This is a genomic window from Paenibacillus whitsoniae, from assembly GCF_003955665.1.
Lineage (GTDB): Bacteria > Bacillota > Bacilli > Paenibacillales > NBRC-103111 > Paenibacillus_E > Paenibacillus_E whitsoniae.
In genome coordinates, this window is record NZ_RXHU01000104.1 from 1 (window position 1) to 16,146 (window position 16,146).

Consider the following 16,146-nt stretch of genomic DNA (forward strand, 5'->3'; position numbering starts at 1 on the left):
CGGCGTATAGCTGGCGAACAGGGTAAAATGTTTCGTCCAGATCACAAGGTCTCCTCCGACCTTGATTGCAGCTTCTCCGCCAGCAGCAATCTCACTGTCTGCCGCAGCTTGCGTGTCTGCGGAAATTGTCCGGCTAATTGGCGTAAACACGCCATTTCGCACGTATCCGGCTAATTTCCCCCCTTGATTCGGGATCAGCAAACGCACCGCTTTATCGAATGTTAACGCGACATCCGACGAACCGACTTCAATCACCGCACCCACAGTGGCATTGCCGATGGAGACACTGCTATTGCTTCGTACTTCCGGCAGCTTGATCGTGCCATCCCAAGTGGATGGAGCCATAACTCTTGTAGCGGCCGGAATCGCAACCCTCACATTACCCAAAGCTGTCGCCGCCGCCACCTCAATCTTCGGCAGCGTCGCTGCCAAGTTCGAACCTTCTGTTGTCGCAGTCATCTGCATGCTGACATTCGTTACACCCATCGGAACCGTGATATTGACAGGTGCGCCTGTTATGTTGATCCGTTCACCGGAGACTGCTGTCAGATCACTTGGCACCGGCGACGATACGACCAACGTCCTCGCGTCCTGGAACAAGCCGTAGGTCGCCGTAATGACCGTCGAGCCAACGCCTGCCGCACGAATTAGGCCTGAGGCGTCAATCGAAGCAACGCCCGGATTGCTGCTTGTAAAACCAACACCCTGCGCCAGCGGTGCCTGCGATCCATAGTCATAGGTGGCACTCAGCACGCTTGCGGCAGATTGCCCTACGTTCAGGTTATCCGGCACGTTCAGCTGCACCGAAGAGACCGGAGACTGTCCGGCAATCACAATTTCAACGATATTGTTCCAAGCATCCTTCGAGTTGCCATGCCCGTTGAACTTGATGTAGCGCGCCTCGGTCAGCGGAAGCTCCAACATTTCCAGATTCGAGGTGGCGCGGCTGCTGAAACCCGAATAAACCGAGTTCCATACCGTGTTATCAATGGATGCTTCAAGATCGAACCGATATTGATCCAAGTCTCCATTATAAAAGGAAATGAGAACATACTTCACCGGCTTCGCCTGACCAAGGTCGAACGTCGCCCACTGCTCGCCATTGGCGGCAAACCGGGTCGACATACTGTTGTCATAGGCGTTCGTATGCGAATATGGCGCTTTAAAATCACTGGCCGCTGACCCGACAATCGGGTAAGGCAGCAGGCGCTCCGGGATCGCGCCGTAAGTCGGCAGCCCCGTCAGCGTCACCGTGTAATCGGTGGCCTGATAAGGATCGTTCAGGTCTGTCACATGCACGACAGCTGTACCGAACGGCGTCGCAGACTGCGTCACCTGCACCGCGCCCGCGCTCGTCGCCGTCACGATCGGCACTCTTTGCGTACCCACAGGCTGCTGCACGATGTAGCTGTATTTATCCGGAGCAAAATCAGGCAGCGCAATGCCGTTTACCTGAATGCCCGATGCTTTCGGCAGCGACGCATCAATCGGCGGCTTGCTGCTTCTGGACAACACCAGCTTGTCAAGCTGAATGCCGCCCTGTTGCGGCTTCAACACTAGATCGTGCATCCCCCCGCTCAGCGTGAAGGAAGCGGACGTGGAACTCCACCCCATAGCTCCAGCTGCCAGGCTCACAGCCATGTCCGGGCCGCCGTCCACGGACACGAGCAACGTATCCGGATTGACTGCGCCGCCGCCAAGCAGATGTACATAATAGCTGCCATCGCCCGCTACATCAAACCGATACAGCAGGCTTGCAGGCGTCGTCGCTGCCGAAGCGCCCGACTTCATGAGCCGCCCGCCGGAACAAGTGGGACAGACGCCCACAGACAGGTCGCCTCGCAGGGATGAATAATTTTCCGCTTCCACCTGCAAGGTGATTGCGTTTGCATTCAGCCAGATCGGATAACCGACGTACGCAGCCGGCTGTCTCACTGCCGCCGCAGTCGAATATTCGTCGGCGCCAATATCCGCTGCCGCATTGCGCGGCTGCCCGTCCATGTCGTCTTGCACGTATGGGTACGTGCGAGTCGCCGCATCAATCGCTGCGCTGCCAGCCTGCAGCCGGTACAAACCGTCAGCTTGCAAGATCAGCTGCGGATCGACATTCCGAACTTCCGCGATTGTCCGGGCCGGCGTGCTAGGTGCCGCTGTGAATCCGATGTTGTCCTGGTACACCGTATTGCTGTCTACCGTTTCGAGATAAGCTTCGTTGGTCGTATGTTGAACCAGATTGTTGGCAATGACCGTGTCAATCGGTTTATAAAAATATTTCGTATTGGTGGTGTACGGCGGATGTCCGACGATAATGCCGTAAACGCTGTTCACAACTGTGTTGTTCACGACTTGCGTCCGGTACACCGGCCAGTGCTGGTTGTAATCGCTGGCGAAATTTTTGTAATTTACAATCGCAGGCCCATGATCGACATCCCCGCTGTCAACCAGAATCGCTTCCGTCGTTAAGCCAGCAAAGTAATTGTTATAAATCTTATGATTGACGCCATACACCCGGATGCCGCCAACCCCTTCTTTCACCCCGTCGCCGATAAAATAATTCCCATACACGTCCGACCCGTTGCCGTGACGCAGCGTTAGCTGCGATTGGGAGTTGCGGAACGTGTTGTAGCGAATCGTGTTGTCGCTGCTCTTAACCGAGATGCTCTCGGGATCGCCATCAGCATTGTCGAATTCGTTGTATTGCACGACTGCATATCCGCTCAGCATGGACACACCGGACAGACCGAGCCGGATCGACTCCATGCCGTTCGCAATGCGCGGGCCGAAGTTGCGGAACAAATTGTATTCGATCGTAAGATACTGGGACATCGCCGAACCGCCGTTGCCGTCGATGCTCATGCCTTGTCCTTGCTGCGTTTTATTCGCGAAGACGTTATGGTCGACCTGAATATAATCGCTGTTCGCACCGCGAATCTGCATATACGCAATGTTTGCGGTCGCGTTATTCGGATTCTCGATTTGTTCGAAGGAACACTCCGTTACTCGGATGCTGTTCGAGCTGTCCAGAAGCAAGGAAACGTTGTCCGTATTGGTAAAACGCAGCCCTTGCACGTTAACATAGGCCGACGCGGTCGACACCTTCAAATAGGCGGCGCCGGTAATGATCGCCCGGCCGGTATGCGCCGCCTTGATCGTGATCGGCGATGTCAGCGTGCCAACCTTGCCTTTCAATTCGAACGGACCATTCTTCGTATAGTTTCCGTCCGCCAGCACAATCGTCGTGCCTGCCTGCGCGCTCGCCAGCGCGGCATCCAACTGTTCCGCCGTCGAAACATTCACGGTCGTTCCGCTGCTGATCGTGTATACCGGCGTTGCGCTCACCTGCTGCGAATTCGCGCTGGAGCCGCCGTTATTCGTCGCCCGGACGACGTAATAATAAGTCGTGCCGCTCGCGATATGCTTATCCGCAAAGCTGGTTGTACCGCTGCCGGTCGTCGTTCCGACCGTCGTGTATTCACTGCCGTCCTTGGTGCTGCGCAGTACCTTGTAGCCGGTTGCGCCGCTCACAGCGTTCCATTGCAGACCCACTTGCGTGCCGGCGCTGGCATTTGCCGTCAAACCGGTCGGTACGTCCGGCGCCGCCAGCGTTGAGCTTGCTTCCGCAGAGCGAGTGCTCGTTCCTGCCGGATTCACGGCTTGCACCGTGTAATACCAAGTGCCGTTCTCCACACCATTGTCCGTGAAACCCGTCGCCCCGCCATCCGCCACCGTGCCGATTGGCATATAACCGCCACCGCTCCGCATGCTGCGTGAGACCACATAGCCGGTCGCGCCGCTTAAAGGCTGCCAGGACAACGCAATCGTCGCGTCGCCCGAAGCGGTCGCCGTCACATCGGTTGGCGCGCCGAGCGTTGTCGCGTTCAACGTCGCGCTCGCTTCCGCAGAGTTGACGCTGGAGCCTCCCGTATTCACCGCCTGCACCACGTAGTAGTACGTGCCGTTGGCGATGCCAATATCCGAATAGCTCGTCGTCACGCCATCCGCCGTCGTGCCGATCTGGGTGTAGCCGCTGCCGCTTGTCGCACTGCGCCAGATGCTGTAGCTGTTCACACCGCTTACCGGAGACCAGTTAAGTACAATCCCTGTCCCCTCCGCGGCTGCGGTCAGTCCGGTCGGAGGATTCGGTGTCGCGACGCCGGCCGTCGTCGCCAAAGGCGCGGCATTGCCCACCGTCAGGCTCGGTGTTTTACTGGAGCTTGCAGTTACAGCCTGCACCCTATAATAGTAGGTTGAGCCGTTGACAGCCGACGTATCGCTGTAGGTCGTCGTCCCGCTATCGGCCGTTCCGATCTGCACGTAGCCGCTGTCGCTTGTCGTACTGCGCCAGATCGTGTAGCTCGCCGCCGAGGTGAAGCCGCTCCAAGTCAGATCGATCTTGTTGTTGCCAGATGCCCCGGTCAAAGCCATCTCACCGATGGAGACAAAGGCTGGAACCCCTTCCACCGACGAGCCTTCCGGCGTTGCCATAGACGGACTCACCATATAATAGGATGTCAGCGGAGCCGCAACCCCTGTGTCCGTAAAAGCCGGGGTGCTGGATGTGCCGGCATAAAGATAAGGACCGGCAACCGCCGTCGCCCGCCGAATCACATAACTGTCAGCGCCGGCGACAGCCGACCAGGTCAGATTGATTGTCGTGCCGGAGTAAGTGCCGATCAGATCGCTTGGCGCGCCAAGCGGCGTATCGGTGGCGTAAGGGTTGTCGAAGCTGGCAGCGCCTTTCTGCGTCACGAACCCAACGTACGGAACAGATGACATCGCCAAGCTGTCGTTGACCTTGGCGATAAGCGCCGGTCCGTTCTTGACCGAGCCGTACATCGCGCCTCCGCGCACTACAAGGCTCAGTGTACAATAGGTTGCCGAGGCGCCGTTATCACAAGCGTTCCCTACCGTGACGGCAGCCGGAAACGTCGAGCTGCTCAATGTTGTATTGTTCGCTTTGCCACGCCATTCCAGGCTGCCTCCGGTCAAGCCAAGCGCATAAAAGTTTTTGCTGTCCGTGTATCGAAGCAGTCCGGGATGCTCGCCGGCACCTGTCGCGGCGCTGTCCTTTATTTGCCCGGAGAATGCACTGTCAGCCGGAAAAGACTTCGTTGCATTGGAAAGATAGAGACTGCTTGTCGTATTGCTCTGAATGACATTGCCGTTGTCCCCGTCTTGGAGGATCGTCCATTCATTCCCCGCCCCCGACGCATTGCCTTTCCAGCCTCCTATTGCGTTGGTGTTCGTAATCTGATCGCCGACTGCAAAATCAGGCGACTCAAATCCCGTCGACAACGTCACTGCCGGAATGGAAGCGGATACATTTTGTGGGAATGAACAGGCCGTCAGAACTGCGGCAAGCATCATACTGACATAAGATTTTGGCCGTTTACTACGCATAAAGTCACCTCGGTATCATTAGAGTAAACTTCTTTCTATCGAAAGCTTTCGAAGAGTCTCGCTTACGGATATGGCGTATTGACTGCGTTTGTCCCACCGATCTGAAAGTTTGGCTCTATTACATAGCCTATAGCCGCCAAAGGTGCCGTGAACATCAGCAAAAACGCAAATGCATCATTAAAATTGCAAATTGCCCCCTCCATTTTTCGCAAAGCGCCTGCAAAAATGCAAAAACAGCCGACTTTGCGGCTGTTCACGGCTAGCAAGCAATGGCATAATATTCCTAAAGATCATGGTCATCACAACTTCGATTGAGGAGATAGGTATGGTAAAACGAACAAGAACTTTTCTGGGGTGTATATGTCTTATTTTCATTTTTTCAATATTAACTATCGGCGTGCCATCATCCAATTCTTACGCGGCCGATTCTTCCTATTCTGTTCTAACGAAAGCGAAAGTCGCTCAGGTCCTGGACCTAGAGACATTAAAGCTAGAAGACGGGGACACGATTAAATTATACGGGATTAATGTGGATTATTATAAGGAGTACATTCAAAAATACAAACAAGAAGAAAAATCTGTAATGACTGAAGATGGTATTCACGTCATAACAGACGACATGAAAGATATTCCGGAATATAGGGTCCATTTTGTATCGAGCGCCTATTTTAAGGGGGAGTCCCTTGAATACCTGATAAGTAGAGCAAAAGAATATTACAATAACTTATTGTTAAACCACGACATCTTTCTTAAAAGAATAGGATCAAACGATGAATATTTGGTCTTTCTCGATGAAAACTTAACGATTGATTTTAATCAACTCATTGTTCAAGAAGGTTTTGTCGTTGTATCAAAAGAGAATAACGAATTGCCCAGTTTGTGGATTAGTCAGGAAAAAGCTAAAACCTCAAAAGCGGGCTTATGGGGAATCACCGTATATCGATCCTACAATACACCTGATGGAAATAGTAATTATTCGTCCATAGCATTTTCTTTTATTGTTCTCTCCATGATCTATTGTTTATTTTGTTATTTCTATTATTACTACAAGAAAAATTTCTTAAGTTTAGTTGCTGTCTATGCGTCCTTTTTATCTTTATCGCCAACCTTGTCTTCCATATACCCGTTCAATCAAAATCATAATTTTTACTGGGTTCCTCCCACGGTAACCATCATTTTAATTATCCTATGTATCATCAATTTTATAAGAATTTTATTTTCAAATAGACACAATCATATCGGATTCGTCTCAACTCACATCGTGCTGTACGCCACTTTAGTTATTGTTAGTTTTGCTGTACTTTATTGTGGAATATCCAATAGCTCTATCAAAACCAGCGAGATTTCCTATTCTCTTCCTGATTTTAAATTACAATCTACTACAACCGAGATGAGTGCTCCCAGCAAGAATTACTTAAATATTCCACTCGATGATTATGACACCTATGACATGTCGTTGAAAAATGGAAATACCTTACATAAAGTGAACTATAAATTAAAATTTAGCGATGCTATTTATTATAGTGCAACAACCTTCTTTACCGTTGGTTATGGCGATCTTTCTCCAAAAGGCGATCTTAGATATATTGCCATCGCTGAAATGGTGTTAGGGTTTATATCTCAAGTCATTTTATTCAGTTTAGTCGTGACAAAAATAAATTTCGCTCGCAGCAACCCCATGCCTAATCATGATCATCTGGTGGATTGCGACAATCTGCCACCGAGGGTCAGAAAAAGAAATGACTGGCGAATCATGAGTATCATCATTTCGTTGCTGCAACTTTATTCTATTTATGCCTTAATTAGCACCTTTATAAACTACGTTAAACAAGGCTTCTAGTCATAAAAAAGACCCGGCACTAACGCACTAACGCCGAGTCTTTGCCGACTTTCCGCTTCCTAAACCGAAGGGCGGTTCGGAGGAAGATGTCCAGGCTCCGTAGAATCCAGATTCGACTGAGCTCTCGAGGATTGCTTTGAGTGATCGACCGTGCTTTGAATTTGTTGACCCATACTTTTCTTTTTACCCATCGTGACAGCACTCCTTCTATAATATAGCGTTGAACTGCCTGATTAGTATGGAAGGTTGAGCGTCCGAATATGCCGGATTTCGTTGCCAGATCCATGCAAAAAGTCTGCAAAGAGCATTGCGCTCTCTGCAGACTTTTGTCGTGCCACGAAGAACATTAGGCGACTTTCCAAAATAAAAAGTAAATTTCGGAAAGCACCATTAGTGCATCTTGTGAGGCAAGTTTTTGCCTGTCTGACCGTCACCTTGTGTCCTGCGATTCTTCTCGGCTTTCCTCTGCTTGTCGTGCAGCTTGCTAATGAAATGACTATCCATGAGCATTCGCCTCCTGAAGAAAGAATGGCACTACCCTTTTAGAATGTCACACAAGCTCCAAATTTAAACGCATCGCCAGGTTAAGGATCGCGCCGCGGGCTTCGACGTCGGTTTTGACTCTTTCATATAATGCTTCGAATGTGGAACGATTTTGAATAAATTCCGGTTCGGATTTGATGGCGGTTTGCGTCCAGTTGATCAACACGTTCTCCGCATGCGTCAGCTCGTTGAACGCACGATGAAGCCCTACGCGCTCAATGATCTCTTCCATCTCCGCTTGTCCGACTTCTTTGCCTTCTTCACGAAGCGCAGTTATGCGCTTATCCGCTTGGGCGCTAATTTGCAAAAAGTGTTCTTTGGCCGCCAAATAGTCGATCTGTGCTTTCGAGTGCTTCTTTTTCATTCTTCATCACCTTCATCAGTAGAATTGCCGTAATAGTTTGATTGTAACAGCCCTAGCGCCAAAACACAAAATGTCACGCCCGCCTGACATGACAAGGACAGACATTATCCGCGCCGCGCCCGCATACCCTTTATTATTATGCTCTTCGAGAAGAAAGGAAGGAACGTCTATGTGCGGAATAACGGGTTGGATCGATTGGCGGAAAGACTTGACCGGGTACCCGTCGATTCTAGAAAATATGACCGAAACGCTCCACCTGCGCGGACCGGATGCCTCCGGCACTTGGATCTCGCAGCATTGTGCCCTTGGACATCGGCGCCTCAGCGTCATGGACCCTGAGAACGGCGCTCAGCCCATGATTCGCAAACAAGGCGACTATACGTATACGATTGTCTATAACGGCGAGCTCTATAACGCCCCTGAGTTGAAAAGAGAGCTGGAGCAGCGCGGACATCACTTCCGCACAACGTGCGATACCGAAGTGCTGCTTGTCGCTTTTATCGAGTGGGGAAAAGCCTGTATTGACCGGTTGAACGGCATCTTTGCCTTCGCGGCCTGGAATGATCAGGAGCAGTCCCTTCTATTAGTAAGAGACCGACTCGGCGTAAAGCCGCTTTTTTATTCTCATCAGGAAAGCGTCCTTCTATTCGGCTCCGAGCCGAAAGCGATTCTCGCCCATCCCGATTTCAAAGCGGAAGTCGGCGCCGAAGGCTTTGCCGAAATCTTTGCGGTAGGACCGGCGCGGACGCCGGGTCACGGCATTTACCGGAACATGGCCGAGCTGAAGCCGGGACAGTATGCGATTTTCGACCGCAACGGCCTCTCCGTCCGTACGTACTGGAAGCTGGAGAGCAAGCCGCACGCGGACGATGTTGACGCAACCGCTAAGCAAATCCAGCACCTGCTGAACGATACCGCACAGCGCCAGCTCGTATCCGACGTGCCGATCTGTACGCTGCTGTCCGGCGGACTCGATTCCAGCGCGCTGACGGCACTCGCCGCCGAGCATTACAAAACGAGCGGTAAGGGCGCGCTGCACACGTTCTCCGTCGACTATAAAGACAACGACAAGCATTTTAAAGCGAATCTGTTTCAGCCGAACGCCGATGCGCCATGGATTAAGCGAATGACGGAGCATTTGGGAACGGAGCATCATTATATCGAATTTGATACGCCCGAGCTGGTCGAATCGCTGAAAGCGGGCGTGCTTGCCCGCGATACGCCGGGGATGGCCGATGTCGACGGCTCGCTGTATCTGTTCTGCCGCGAAATCAAGAAGGAAGCGACCGTCGCGATCTCCGGCGAGGCGGCCGATGAAATTTTCGGCGGATATCCCTGGTTTCATAACGCGGAGGCGCTTGAAGCCAATACGTTCCCTTGGTCGCTCAAGCTGGCGAACCGAGTCGATCTCCTGGCTTCGGACTTCGTCGATTGGATCAAGCCGGTCGAGTATGTCGCGAACCGCTATCAGCAGGCGCTCAGCGAAGTGCCACGGCTGGCCGGCGAGACAACGCAGCAGAACCGGATGAGGGAAATGTCTTATCTCAACATTACCCGATTCATGCCGACGCTGCTGGACCGCAAAGACCGGATGAGCATGGGGGTCGGGCTCGAGGTTCGCGTGCCTTTCTGCGATCACAGGCTTGTCGAATATGTGTGGAACATCCCTTGGGAAATCAAGACGTCGGGCGACCGGGAAAAAGGCATCCTCCGCAAAGCGCTCAAAGGCGTGCTGCCAGACGACGTGCTGACACGGAAAAAAAGCCCGTATCCGAAAACGCACAACCCGAATTATTTGGCCGCCGTACGCAAATGGGTGTTGGAGATTCTCGACGACTCTTCGTCTCCCCTGCTGCCGTTCATCGACGTGAACAAAATTCGCGCGCTCGCCAGCTCCGACTCGAACGAATTCAACCTTCCATGGTTCGGACAATTGATGACGGGACCGCAAATGTTTGCGTATTTGGCCCAAGTGGATTACTGGCTCAGAACGTATAAAATCTCGATTCGTTAAATGTTAAAAAGCCCGCCGCCGGAGCTGACTCCGGTTGCGGGCTTTTTACAAGCTGCTCTGTGCAGCGCTTATATCGGCTTTCTGACGTCCGGAAGCTGATTCAGGAACGAGCGCAGCGCTTTGGCGCGGTGGCTGAGCTCGTTTTTTTCCTCAATGGAGAGCTCCGCCATCGTCCGTCCCAATTCCGGGATGTAAAAGATCGGGTCATAGCCAAAACCGCTCTCACCGCGATGCTCGCCGATGATGTAGCCTTGGAACTCATCCTCGGCTTCGATCACTTCATTCGCAACCGGATCGATCAACGACAAGGCGCAGACGAAAGCCGCAGGACTCAGCAGCTCGGGATGCTCCCCTTCCGCCGGCACAAGATGCAGCTCGCGGCTCTCCGCTTCCTTCAGCGCTCGGAGCAGCTGCTCATTATTCTCGGCATCTGTCGCCTGCTCTCCGGCGAAACGCGCGGAATACACGCCAGGTCTGCCGTCCAGCGCTTTGACGCACAGCCCCGAATCGTCGGCCAGCACCGGCACATGGAGATGGGCCGAAATCGTCTGTGCCTTGATCCGCGCGTTCTCCGCAAACGTCGCACCGCTCTCAACGATCTCCGGCAGATCCGTGTAGTCGGCCAAGCTGCGGACCTTATATCCTTTATCCCCGAAAAGCTTGGCAAACTCCTTCACTTTTCCTTCGTTGCGCGTGGCGATAACCACAATGTTACTTTGCAGCTGCATGCTGAGCACCTCTTATACGTTCTGCGATCGGACCTAACGCTTCCGTCTGGGCGGCGATCATCTCCGCAATGCCGGACTCCGCCAAGGCGAGCAGCTCATCCAGCTCCTTGCGCGAGAACGGCGCATCCTCGCCTGTCCCTTGAATTTCAACAAACTGGCCTTGACCGGTCATGACCACGTTCATATCAACCTTTGCCTGCGAATCCTCTTCATAGTTCAAATCAAGCCGCGGCGTATCCCCAATCACGCCGACACTGACCGCCGCCAGAAAATCCGTAATTGGAAATTTCGCCAAATGTTTGTCCGTCGCGACTTTTTGAATCGCGTAGGCCATCGCCACAAACGCACCGGTAATCGAAGCCGTTCGGGTGCCGCCGTCCGCTTGAATGACGTCGCAATCCAGCGTAATGGAGCGCTCGCCAAGCGCCTCCAGATTGACGACAGCGCGCAGCGCCCGCCCGATCAGACGCTGAATCTCCATTGTCCGTCCGCCGAGCTTGCCTTTCGCCGCTTCCCGCTGGTTGCGCACCTGCGTCGCTCTAGGCAGCATCGAGTATTCAGCTGTCACCCAGCCCTTTCCCTGCCCTTTCAAAAACGGGGGCACGCGCTCCTCAATCGTTGCCGTACAAATCACTTTCGTATCGCCGACTTCGATCAACACCGAGCCTTCCGCATGTTTTATATAGTTAGGCGTAATTCGCATAGGTCTTAGCTGTTGATCCGTTCTTCCGCCGATTCTCATGTCTTGCCATCTCCTCCTGTTGCTTCCTGCCAAAGCAGATGCTATGCCCCCATTGTAACAAACTAGAAAAAGAAAAGCATCCCGGCAGCCAGAAACTCCTCAATTCAGAATTGGCTGAAAACAATAAACCGCCAGCCGCACGGTGCGTCATTAGACGGATGTGCAGCTGGCGGTCGGTTGCGGTACCCTGACGGGTTTAGAGCTTGGAAGGATTGATATGAGCAGGTCTTAGAACCGGCTTATTATAGTTCTGGCCGTCGGAGGACGTGATTTTGAGCGCGCCGTCGACTTTGATCTGCACTTGCTTGTAGCCTGTGTTCTCCGTCAAAGACAAGATCACGGATTGAAGCGCGTCGGCGGAAGCCTTCTGATCGGAGCCGAGCAGCTTATTCGAGAAATCAACGGTGATCAGGCCGTCAGCCGCCGGCTTCACGCTTTTAACTTCCGTTGCTGTATTCAGAACGGCGGCAAGCCCTTTCTTCGCNNCCGTCCGTTTCACGAGCCGGGTGACCGGCACGTAATATTTATAGTTTTGATCGTTTTGATTCAGGAAGTAGAGCGTAACCGGTGTCGATTGGCCGAATTCCGCATCCTCCGCCTTCTCCAGGTTGATGCCCATCGAGCGGGCCAGCGGGTTGTCGAGCGGCGTTTTGGCTTTCGGCATTTCTTTCAGATCCTTCCCGTCTACGCGCAGCTGGACTTTGTCGACGGTCTGGAAGTTCGTCAAGTTCCAGGTAACCGCTTCGAGCAGCTTGCGCTCGTTCTTCTCATCATAGTTAAGGAACTCTTTAGAGAAGTCGACAACGGCGGTCTTATCCGCTTTGACGTTCAAGGAGATTACCTTCGTGCCCTCGGGCAGCAGTGCTTGGAACCCGGCTGGCAGCAAGCTTTGCACCGGGCCGCCGGCGACCATGTATTCCAGCGTCGTTTTAGCGACCGACACGGTTTTCGGCAAGCCGAGGCTTAACGGCGTCACGAAGCCTTTGGCATCCTGAACATACACCGTCATTTGCGACGTATTCTCGTCCGCCATATCGATCGTCACGGCAGCGGACGTCGTTTTGACTTCTGCCTCTGTGCCGGTTTTTGGCGGTGCGTCGATATCGCTTTTTTTACCCGTCCCGAGAACCGAACATCCCGTGGTCAGCAGGACAATCACCCCCGCTATTGCAGCTGAACGAATCCAATGTTGATGTTTCATTCCTAATTCCTCCCTCGCGTTTGGCTGGCATCACGGCCTGTACGATGCTCTTCGTATTACTATGTATATAGGGCTTTGTCCGTTTTAGACCGGCTTTGTCCGACTTTTTCATAAAAATGGGACATTCTTCATCAAAGCATGGTTTTTCAACAATCCGCCTTCATATGCTATACTGAAGATCATTGCGATCACACAACCGGGAGGCGCCTGCCATGCGAACATTCCTGAAAGATAAAACCATCATTTTCAATGAATTCCGCGAAGAAATTTTCAGCCATTATCCGCAAGCCGTTATGGAAGAAGCTGTCGCAAGACTGCTTGTTGAAATAAAAGGCATTCGCAAAATTCCGTCGGAGCTGATTACGACCACCCTGCTGGGTGTTTTGAGCAAAACCGAAACGTATAACGTCATGTCCACCCTCATGGAGCTGCAAAAGAAAGTCAAACACGATCCCGAGCTGCTCGCCTCCATGAAGGATCCGGCCTACAACGTGCATCGGACGATTGCGATGTCCATTTGCGGGCTGTACGGCAGCGGCGCCATTTCGCTGTTCGGCTTTATTGACTGCAAGTTCCGTTTCTTTTTCCCGACCAAAAGGCCGAAATCGTTCATCTCCAAAGGCATCTGCGCCATTGTGGCTTCTACCGCATCCGTGATCATCTCGGATAACGTCAAGGTGGATTACACGCAGAAAAATCTGGAGCTGCTCGAAGCGCGCGGCGTCAAGCTGGACGATATGGTCGACATTCTCGACCAGTTGCAGCGGCCGTACAACCCGGATATGGAGCGCAGCTTGTGCGAGCGTCATATTCTCGCGGTGCTGCGCAAGCAGCAGACGTTCCACGCGCTGCAGCTCGCGATCAAGATCGACACCGCCGTTGAGGTCGGCGAGTTTAATCCGCAGTACAACCACATTGTGGGACAGGATGAGGGGCTTTTCGGCGTAGACGAGAGCATCGCCACCGCTGTGCCACTGATGTACGGCACCATCGCGTTAACGAATTTCGGCTACCTCGACAAGGAAAAAATCGGCATCATCCGCGAGCTCGACAGCGACCACGACGGCGGCAAGTGCAACACCTTTATCGACGATATGGTGTGCGGCATCGTAGCGGCGGCGTGTGGCCGCCTGGCGCATAACAACTTGCCGACGTACAGCAAGCCGGTGAAGTGAGGCGGGGCCGGCGGCGGTTGGCGGGACTGAGATTCCGCCAGCGTCTGGTCGGGTTGGAACACGGGCAGCGCTGCGGCCACGCGAGGTGGGTCGTGCCAGGTTGCTTCGTGCTGCCAACGCCCGGTCAGGCCGACGGGCCTGATGGTTCCGCTGGCGACCCGAGACGTGCAAGTTTGCAGCGCTACGCTAAGCAACGAAATTCCTGTTAATCGGCAGGAATTTTTTTCATTTTTGGCCGGAATTAACAAATGCCCGCGATAAGGCAGTTTTTTCGCCGCGATTTCCTGAGATGGGCCCATTTTAGGAAAACTGCCTGCGATTTTGCAGGCATTCTCCGAAATTGCCCAATTTGAAGTAAAAAGCCTGCTTTGGCGCAGGCTTTTCGTAAAAATTGCTGGATCCAGCGGTGTCATCGATAATGAAATCCGAACTGGGCTTAACGGTTGGTAAAATTTGGTAAGAAATAATTTTTACTCCGGCTTGTTCTGTGAAGCACGCCCAATCTCAAAGGGTGATGTCACACCTTCGTAGGCAAGATGCAGTGTCATTCCGATGGCCGCATGCTCCAGGTTGTGGCAGTGGTCCATCCATACACCCGGATTGTCTGCGACGAACGCAACCTCATAAGATTCGCCTGGATCAACGTTCAACGTGTCCACCCACCACGGACTTCCGGTCGTGGGTCTACCGTTCCGACTTAGAACCAGCATATGATGACCATGCAAATGCATGGGATGAGGCACCAGGCTCCGATTGACAAACGTTGTCTTCACAAGATCGCCCTCCTTTACCATAAGCATTGGCGTATCCGGGAACACATTGCCATTAATCGTAAACAAGCGCTCAAACTTCCCATCATAAAACCCTAAACGGTTATCGAACACCATCACATAGCTGCGATCAAAAGTAGTATTCGTGCTAATGTTTGTTGCTTTTGGGCTGCCGTAGGACAACGGATCAAAGAAAGGGCCATCCACTATCCTGGGCATCTCACCCTGCCCATTTGCACTGAGAAACATCCCCGAAGATGGATCGGTCGAGAGAAATACAGGTGTATCAGGCATCATAAACGTGACATCGTAACGTCCGCCTGCAGCCACTTCTAACCGGACATGCTCGAGATTCGTAGGCGCATTAACCTCCGTACCATCGATTGCATCTACTTTGTAGGCAACACCGGACAGAGCAAAGATTTTCGGCCAATTCCCCGTATTGAAAAGCCGCATCCGAACCGGCGTTCCAGGTGCGACTGTTCTTCGTTCGATAGGATTCAGAAAGTTCACCTCTGAACCACTCTCGGTGACATACGTCGGATCCATCACCGTGATATCCTGCTCACCAGCAGGTCGCCCTGCGTCAGGTTCGACGATCAGCGTCCCGAACAATCCTTTCTTCACCTGCTCAGAAGATTGCTGATGAGAATGGTACCAGTATGAGCCTGATTGCTCCGCGATGAACCTGTACGTAAAGGTCTCCCCGGGCATCACTGCGTCTTGCGTAACGCCGGATACACCATCCTCGGCGTTAGGCACATCCTGTCCGTGCCAATGGATCGTAACGCCCTCTTCGATATCTTTGTTGATCAGTTTAACTTCAACGAGATCCCCTTGTTTTACCCGCAATTCCGGCCCTGGCAGCTGGCCATTGAACGTCCAGGCGTCGATCACATCCCCCGAAGCGATCTTTACCTTTTGTTTTTCTGCAACGAGTTGAAATCGCTGGTCAGGTTGCCCAGTTTGAGGACCGGTTAGTTTGGTCACACTAACAGCCTCCATCCCTGTCGTTGATCCCGCGTGATTCATACCGCTATGCCCCATCATCATGGAAGTATCGCTCAACTTGCCGCCGCCCATATCCATGGTACCGACCATCATGCTCATTCGATCAGGGATCTTGCTTGCATGGGATGACCACAGAAACCAGTTCGAAACGACCATAACCGCTATCAACGCCACCACAGATGCTCGCAATACGCGATGCTTCCACCACAAGTTCGGACGTCGGAAGAATCCTTCTTTTATGGCTTCACGATGCTCTCTTACTATTACAATCCACTGGCAGACAATGATCACCGCGAATAAGCCTAGAAAGAACAACGTATTCCACGCAGTGAAGGGTGTTCCCCCAAAGAAAAATGTT

10 protein-coding genes and 1 pseudogene are annotated in these 16,146 nt (G+C 52.7%); 3 read left to right on the plus strand and 8 right to left on the minus strand.

The window, feature by feature from the left end:
• The coding region (locus EJQ19_RS28085; protein WP_126144547.1) for a chondroitinase-B domain-containing protein at positions 1-5,400 on the minus strand (5,400 nt) is incomplete at its 3' end.
• A gap of 325 nt (positions 5,401-5,725) precedes the next feature.
• On the opposite strand from EJQ19_RS28085, the gene EJQ19_RS28090 reads away from it, so the two are divergent.
• Positions 5,726-7,240 (plus strand): ion channel, encoded by a 1,515-nt coding sequence (locus EJQ19_RS28090; RefSeq protein WP_164716759.1) that lies wholly within the window; start codon positions 5,726-5,728, stop codon positions 7,238-7,240.
• Between the two features lie 390 nt (positions 7,241-7,630).
• Here EJQ19_RS28090 and EJQ19_RS28095 read toward each other — a convergent pair whose 3' ends face one another.
• Entirely contained in the window at positions 7,631-7,744 is a 114-nt protein-coding gene (locus tag EJQ19_RS28095) for a DUF4023 family protein (protein WP_126144549.1), read from the minus strand.
• A 46-nt stretch (positions 7,745-7,790) separates the two neighbouring features.
• Positions 7,791-8,147, minus strand: a complete 357-nt coding sequence (locus EJQ19_RS28100; protein WP_126144550.1) for a hypothetical protein — start codon at positions 8,145-8,147, stop codon at positions 7,791-7,793.
• Between the two features lie 169 nt (positions 8,148-8,316).
• Here EJQ19_RS28100 and asnB point away from each other — a divergent pair, with 169 nt between their 5' ends.
• On the plus strand, positions 8,317-10,161 hold the full coding sequence (asnB, locus tag EJQ19_RS28105; RefSeq protein WP_126144551.1) for an asparagine synthase (glutamine-hydrolyzing): 1,845 nt from the start codon (positions 8,317-8,319) through the stop codon (positions 10,159-10,161).
• Between the two features lie 68 nt (positions 10,162-10,229).
• Here asnB and EJQ19_RS28110 read toward each other — a convergent pair whose 3' ends face one another.
• From EJQ19_RS28110 to EJQ19_RS32705, 4 genes and pseudogenes are all read right to left on the minus strand, one after another.
• Positions 10,230-10,889, minus strand: a complete 660-nt coding sequence (locus EJQ19_RS28110; protein ID WP_126144552.1) for an XTP/dITP diphosphatase — start codon at positions 10,887-10,889, stop codon at positions 10,230-10,232.
• A complete protein-coding gene (gene rph, locus EJQ19_RS28115) occupies positions 10,873-11,631 on the minus strand; it encodes a ribonuclease PH (RefSeq protein WP_126144553.1) in 759 nt (252 codons plus the stop codon). Before rph ends, EJQ19_RS28110 begins: the two co-directional genes overlap by 17 nt.
• A gap of 196 nt (positions 11,632-11,827) precedes the next feature.
• Positions 11,828-12,115 (minus strand): GerMN domain-containing protein (locus EJQ19_RS32700; RefSeq protein ID WP_241243114.1); only part of this gene is annotated, 288 nt, incomplete at its 5' end.
• A 2-nt stretch (positions 12,116-12,117) separates the two neighbouring features.
• Positions 12,118-12,832 (minus strand): annotated as a pseudogene (locus tag EJQ19_RS32705) (GerMN domain-containing protein); the annotation flags it as partial.
• A gap of 212 nt (positions 12,833-13,044) precedes the next feature.
• Here EJQ19_RS32705 and EJQ19_RS28125 point away from each other — a divergent pair.
• Positions 13,045-14,007: a phosphatidylglycerophosphatase A family protein gene (locus tag EJQ19_RS28125; protein ID WP_126144555.1), complete on the plus strand. Its 963-nt coding sequence runs from the start codon at positions 13,045-13,047 to the stop codon at positions 14,005-14,007.
• A 470-nt stretch (positions 14,008-14,477) separates the two neighbouring features.
• Here EJQ19_RS28125 and EJQ19_RS28130 read toward each other — a convergent pair whose 3' ends face one another.
• Positions 14,478-15,977 (minus strand): multicopper oxidase family protein, encoded by a 1,500-nt coding sequence (locus tag EJQ19_RS28130; RefSeq protein ID WP_164716761.1) that lies wholly within the window; start codon positions 15,975-15,977, stop codon positions 14,478-14,480.
• Between the last annotated feature and the right edge of the window lie 169 nt (positions 15,978-16,146).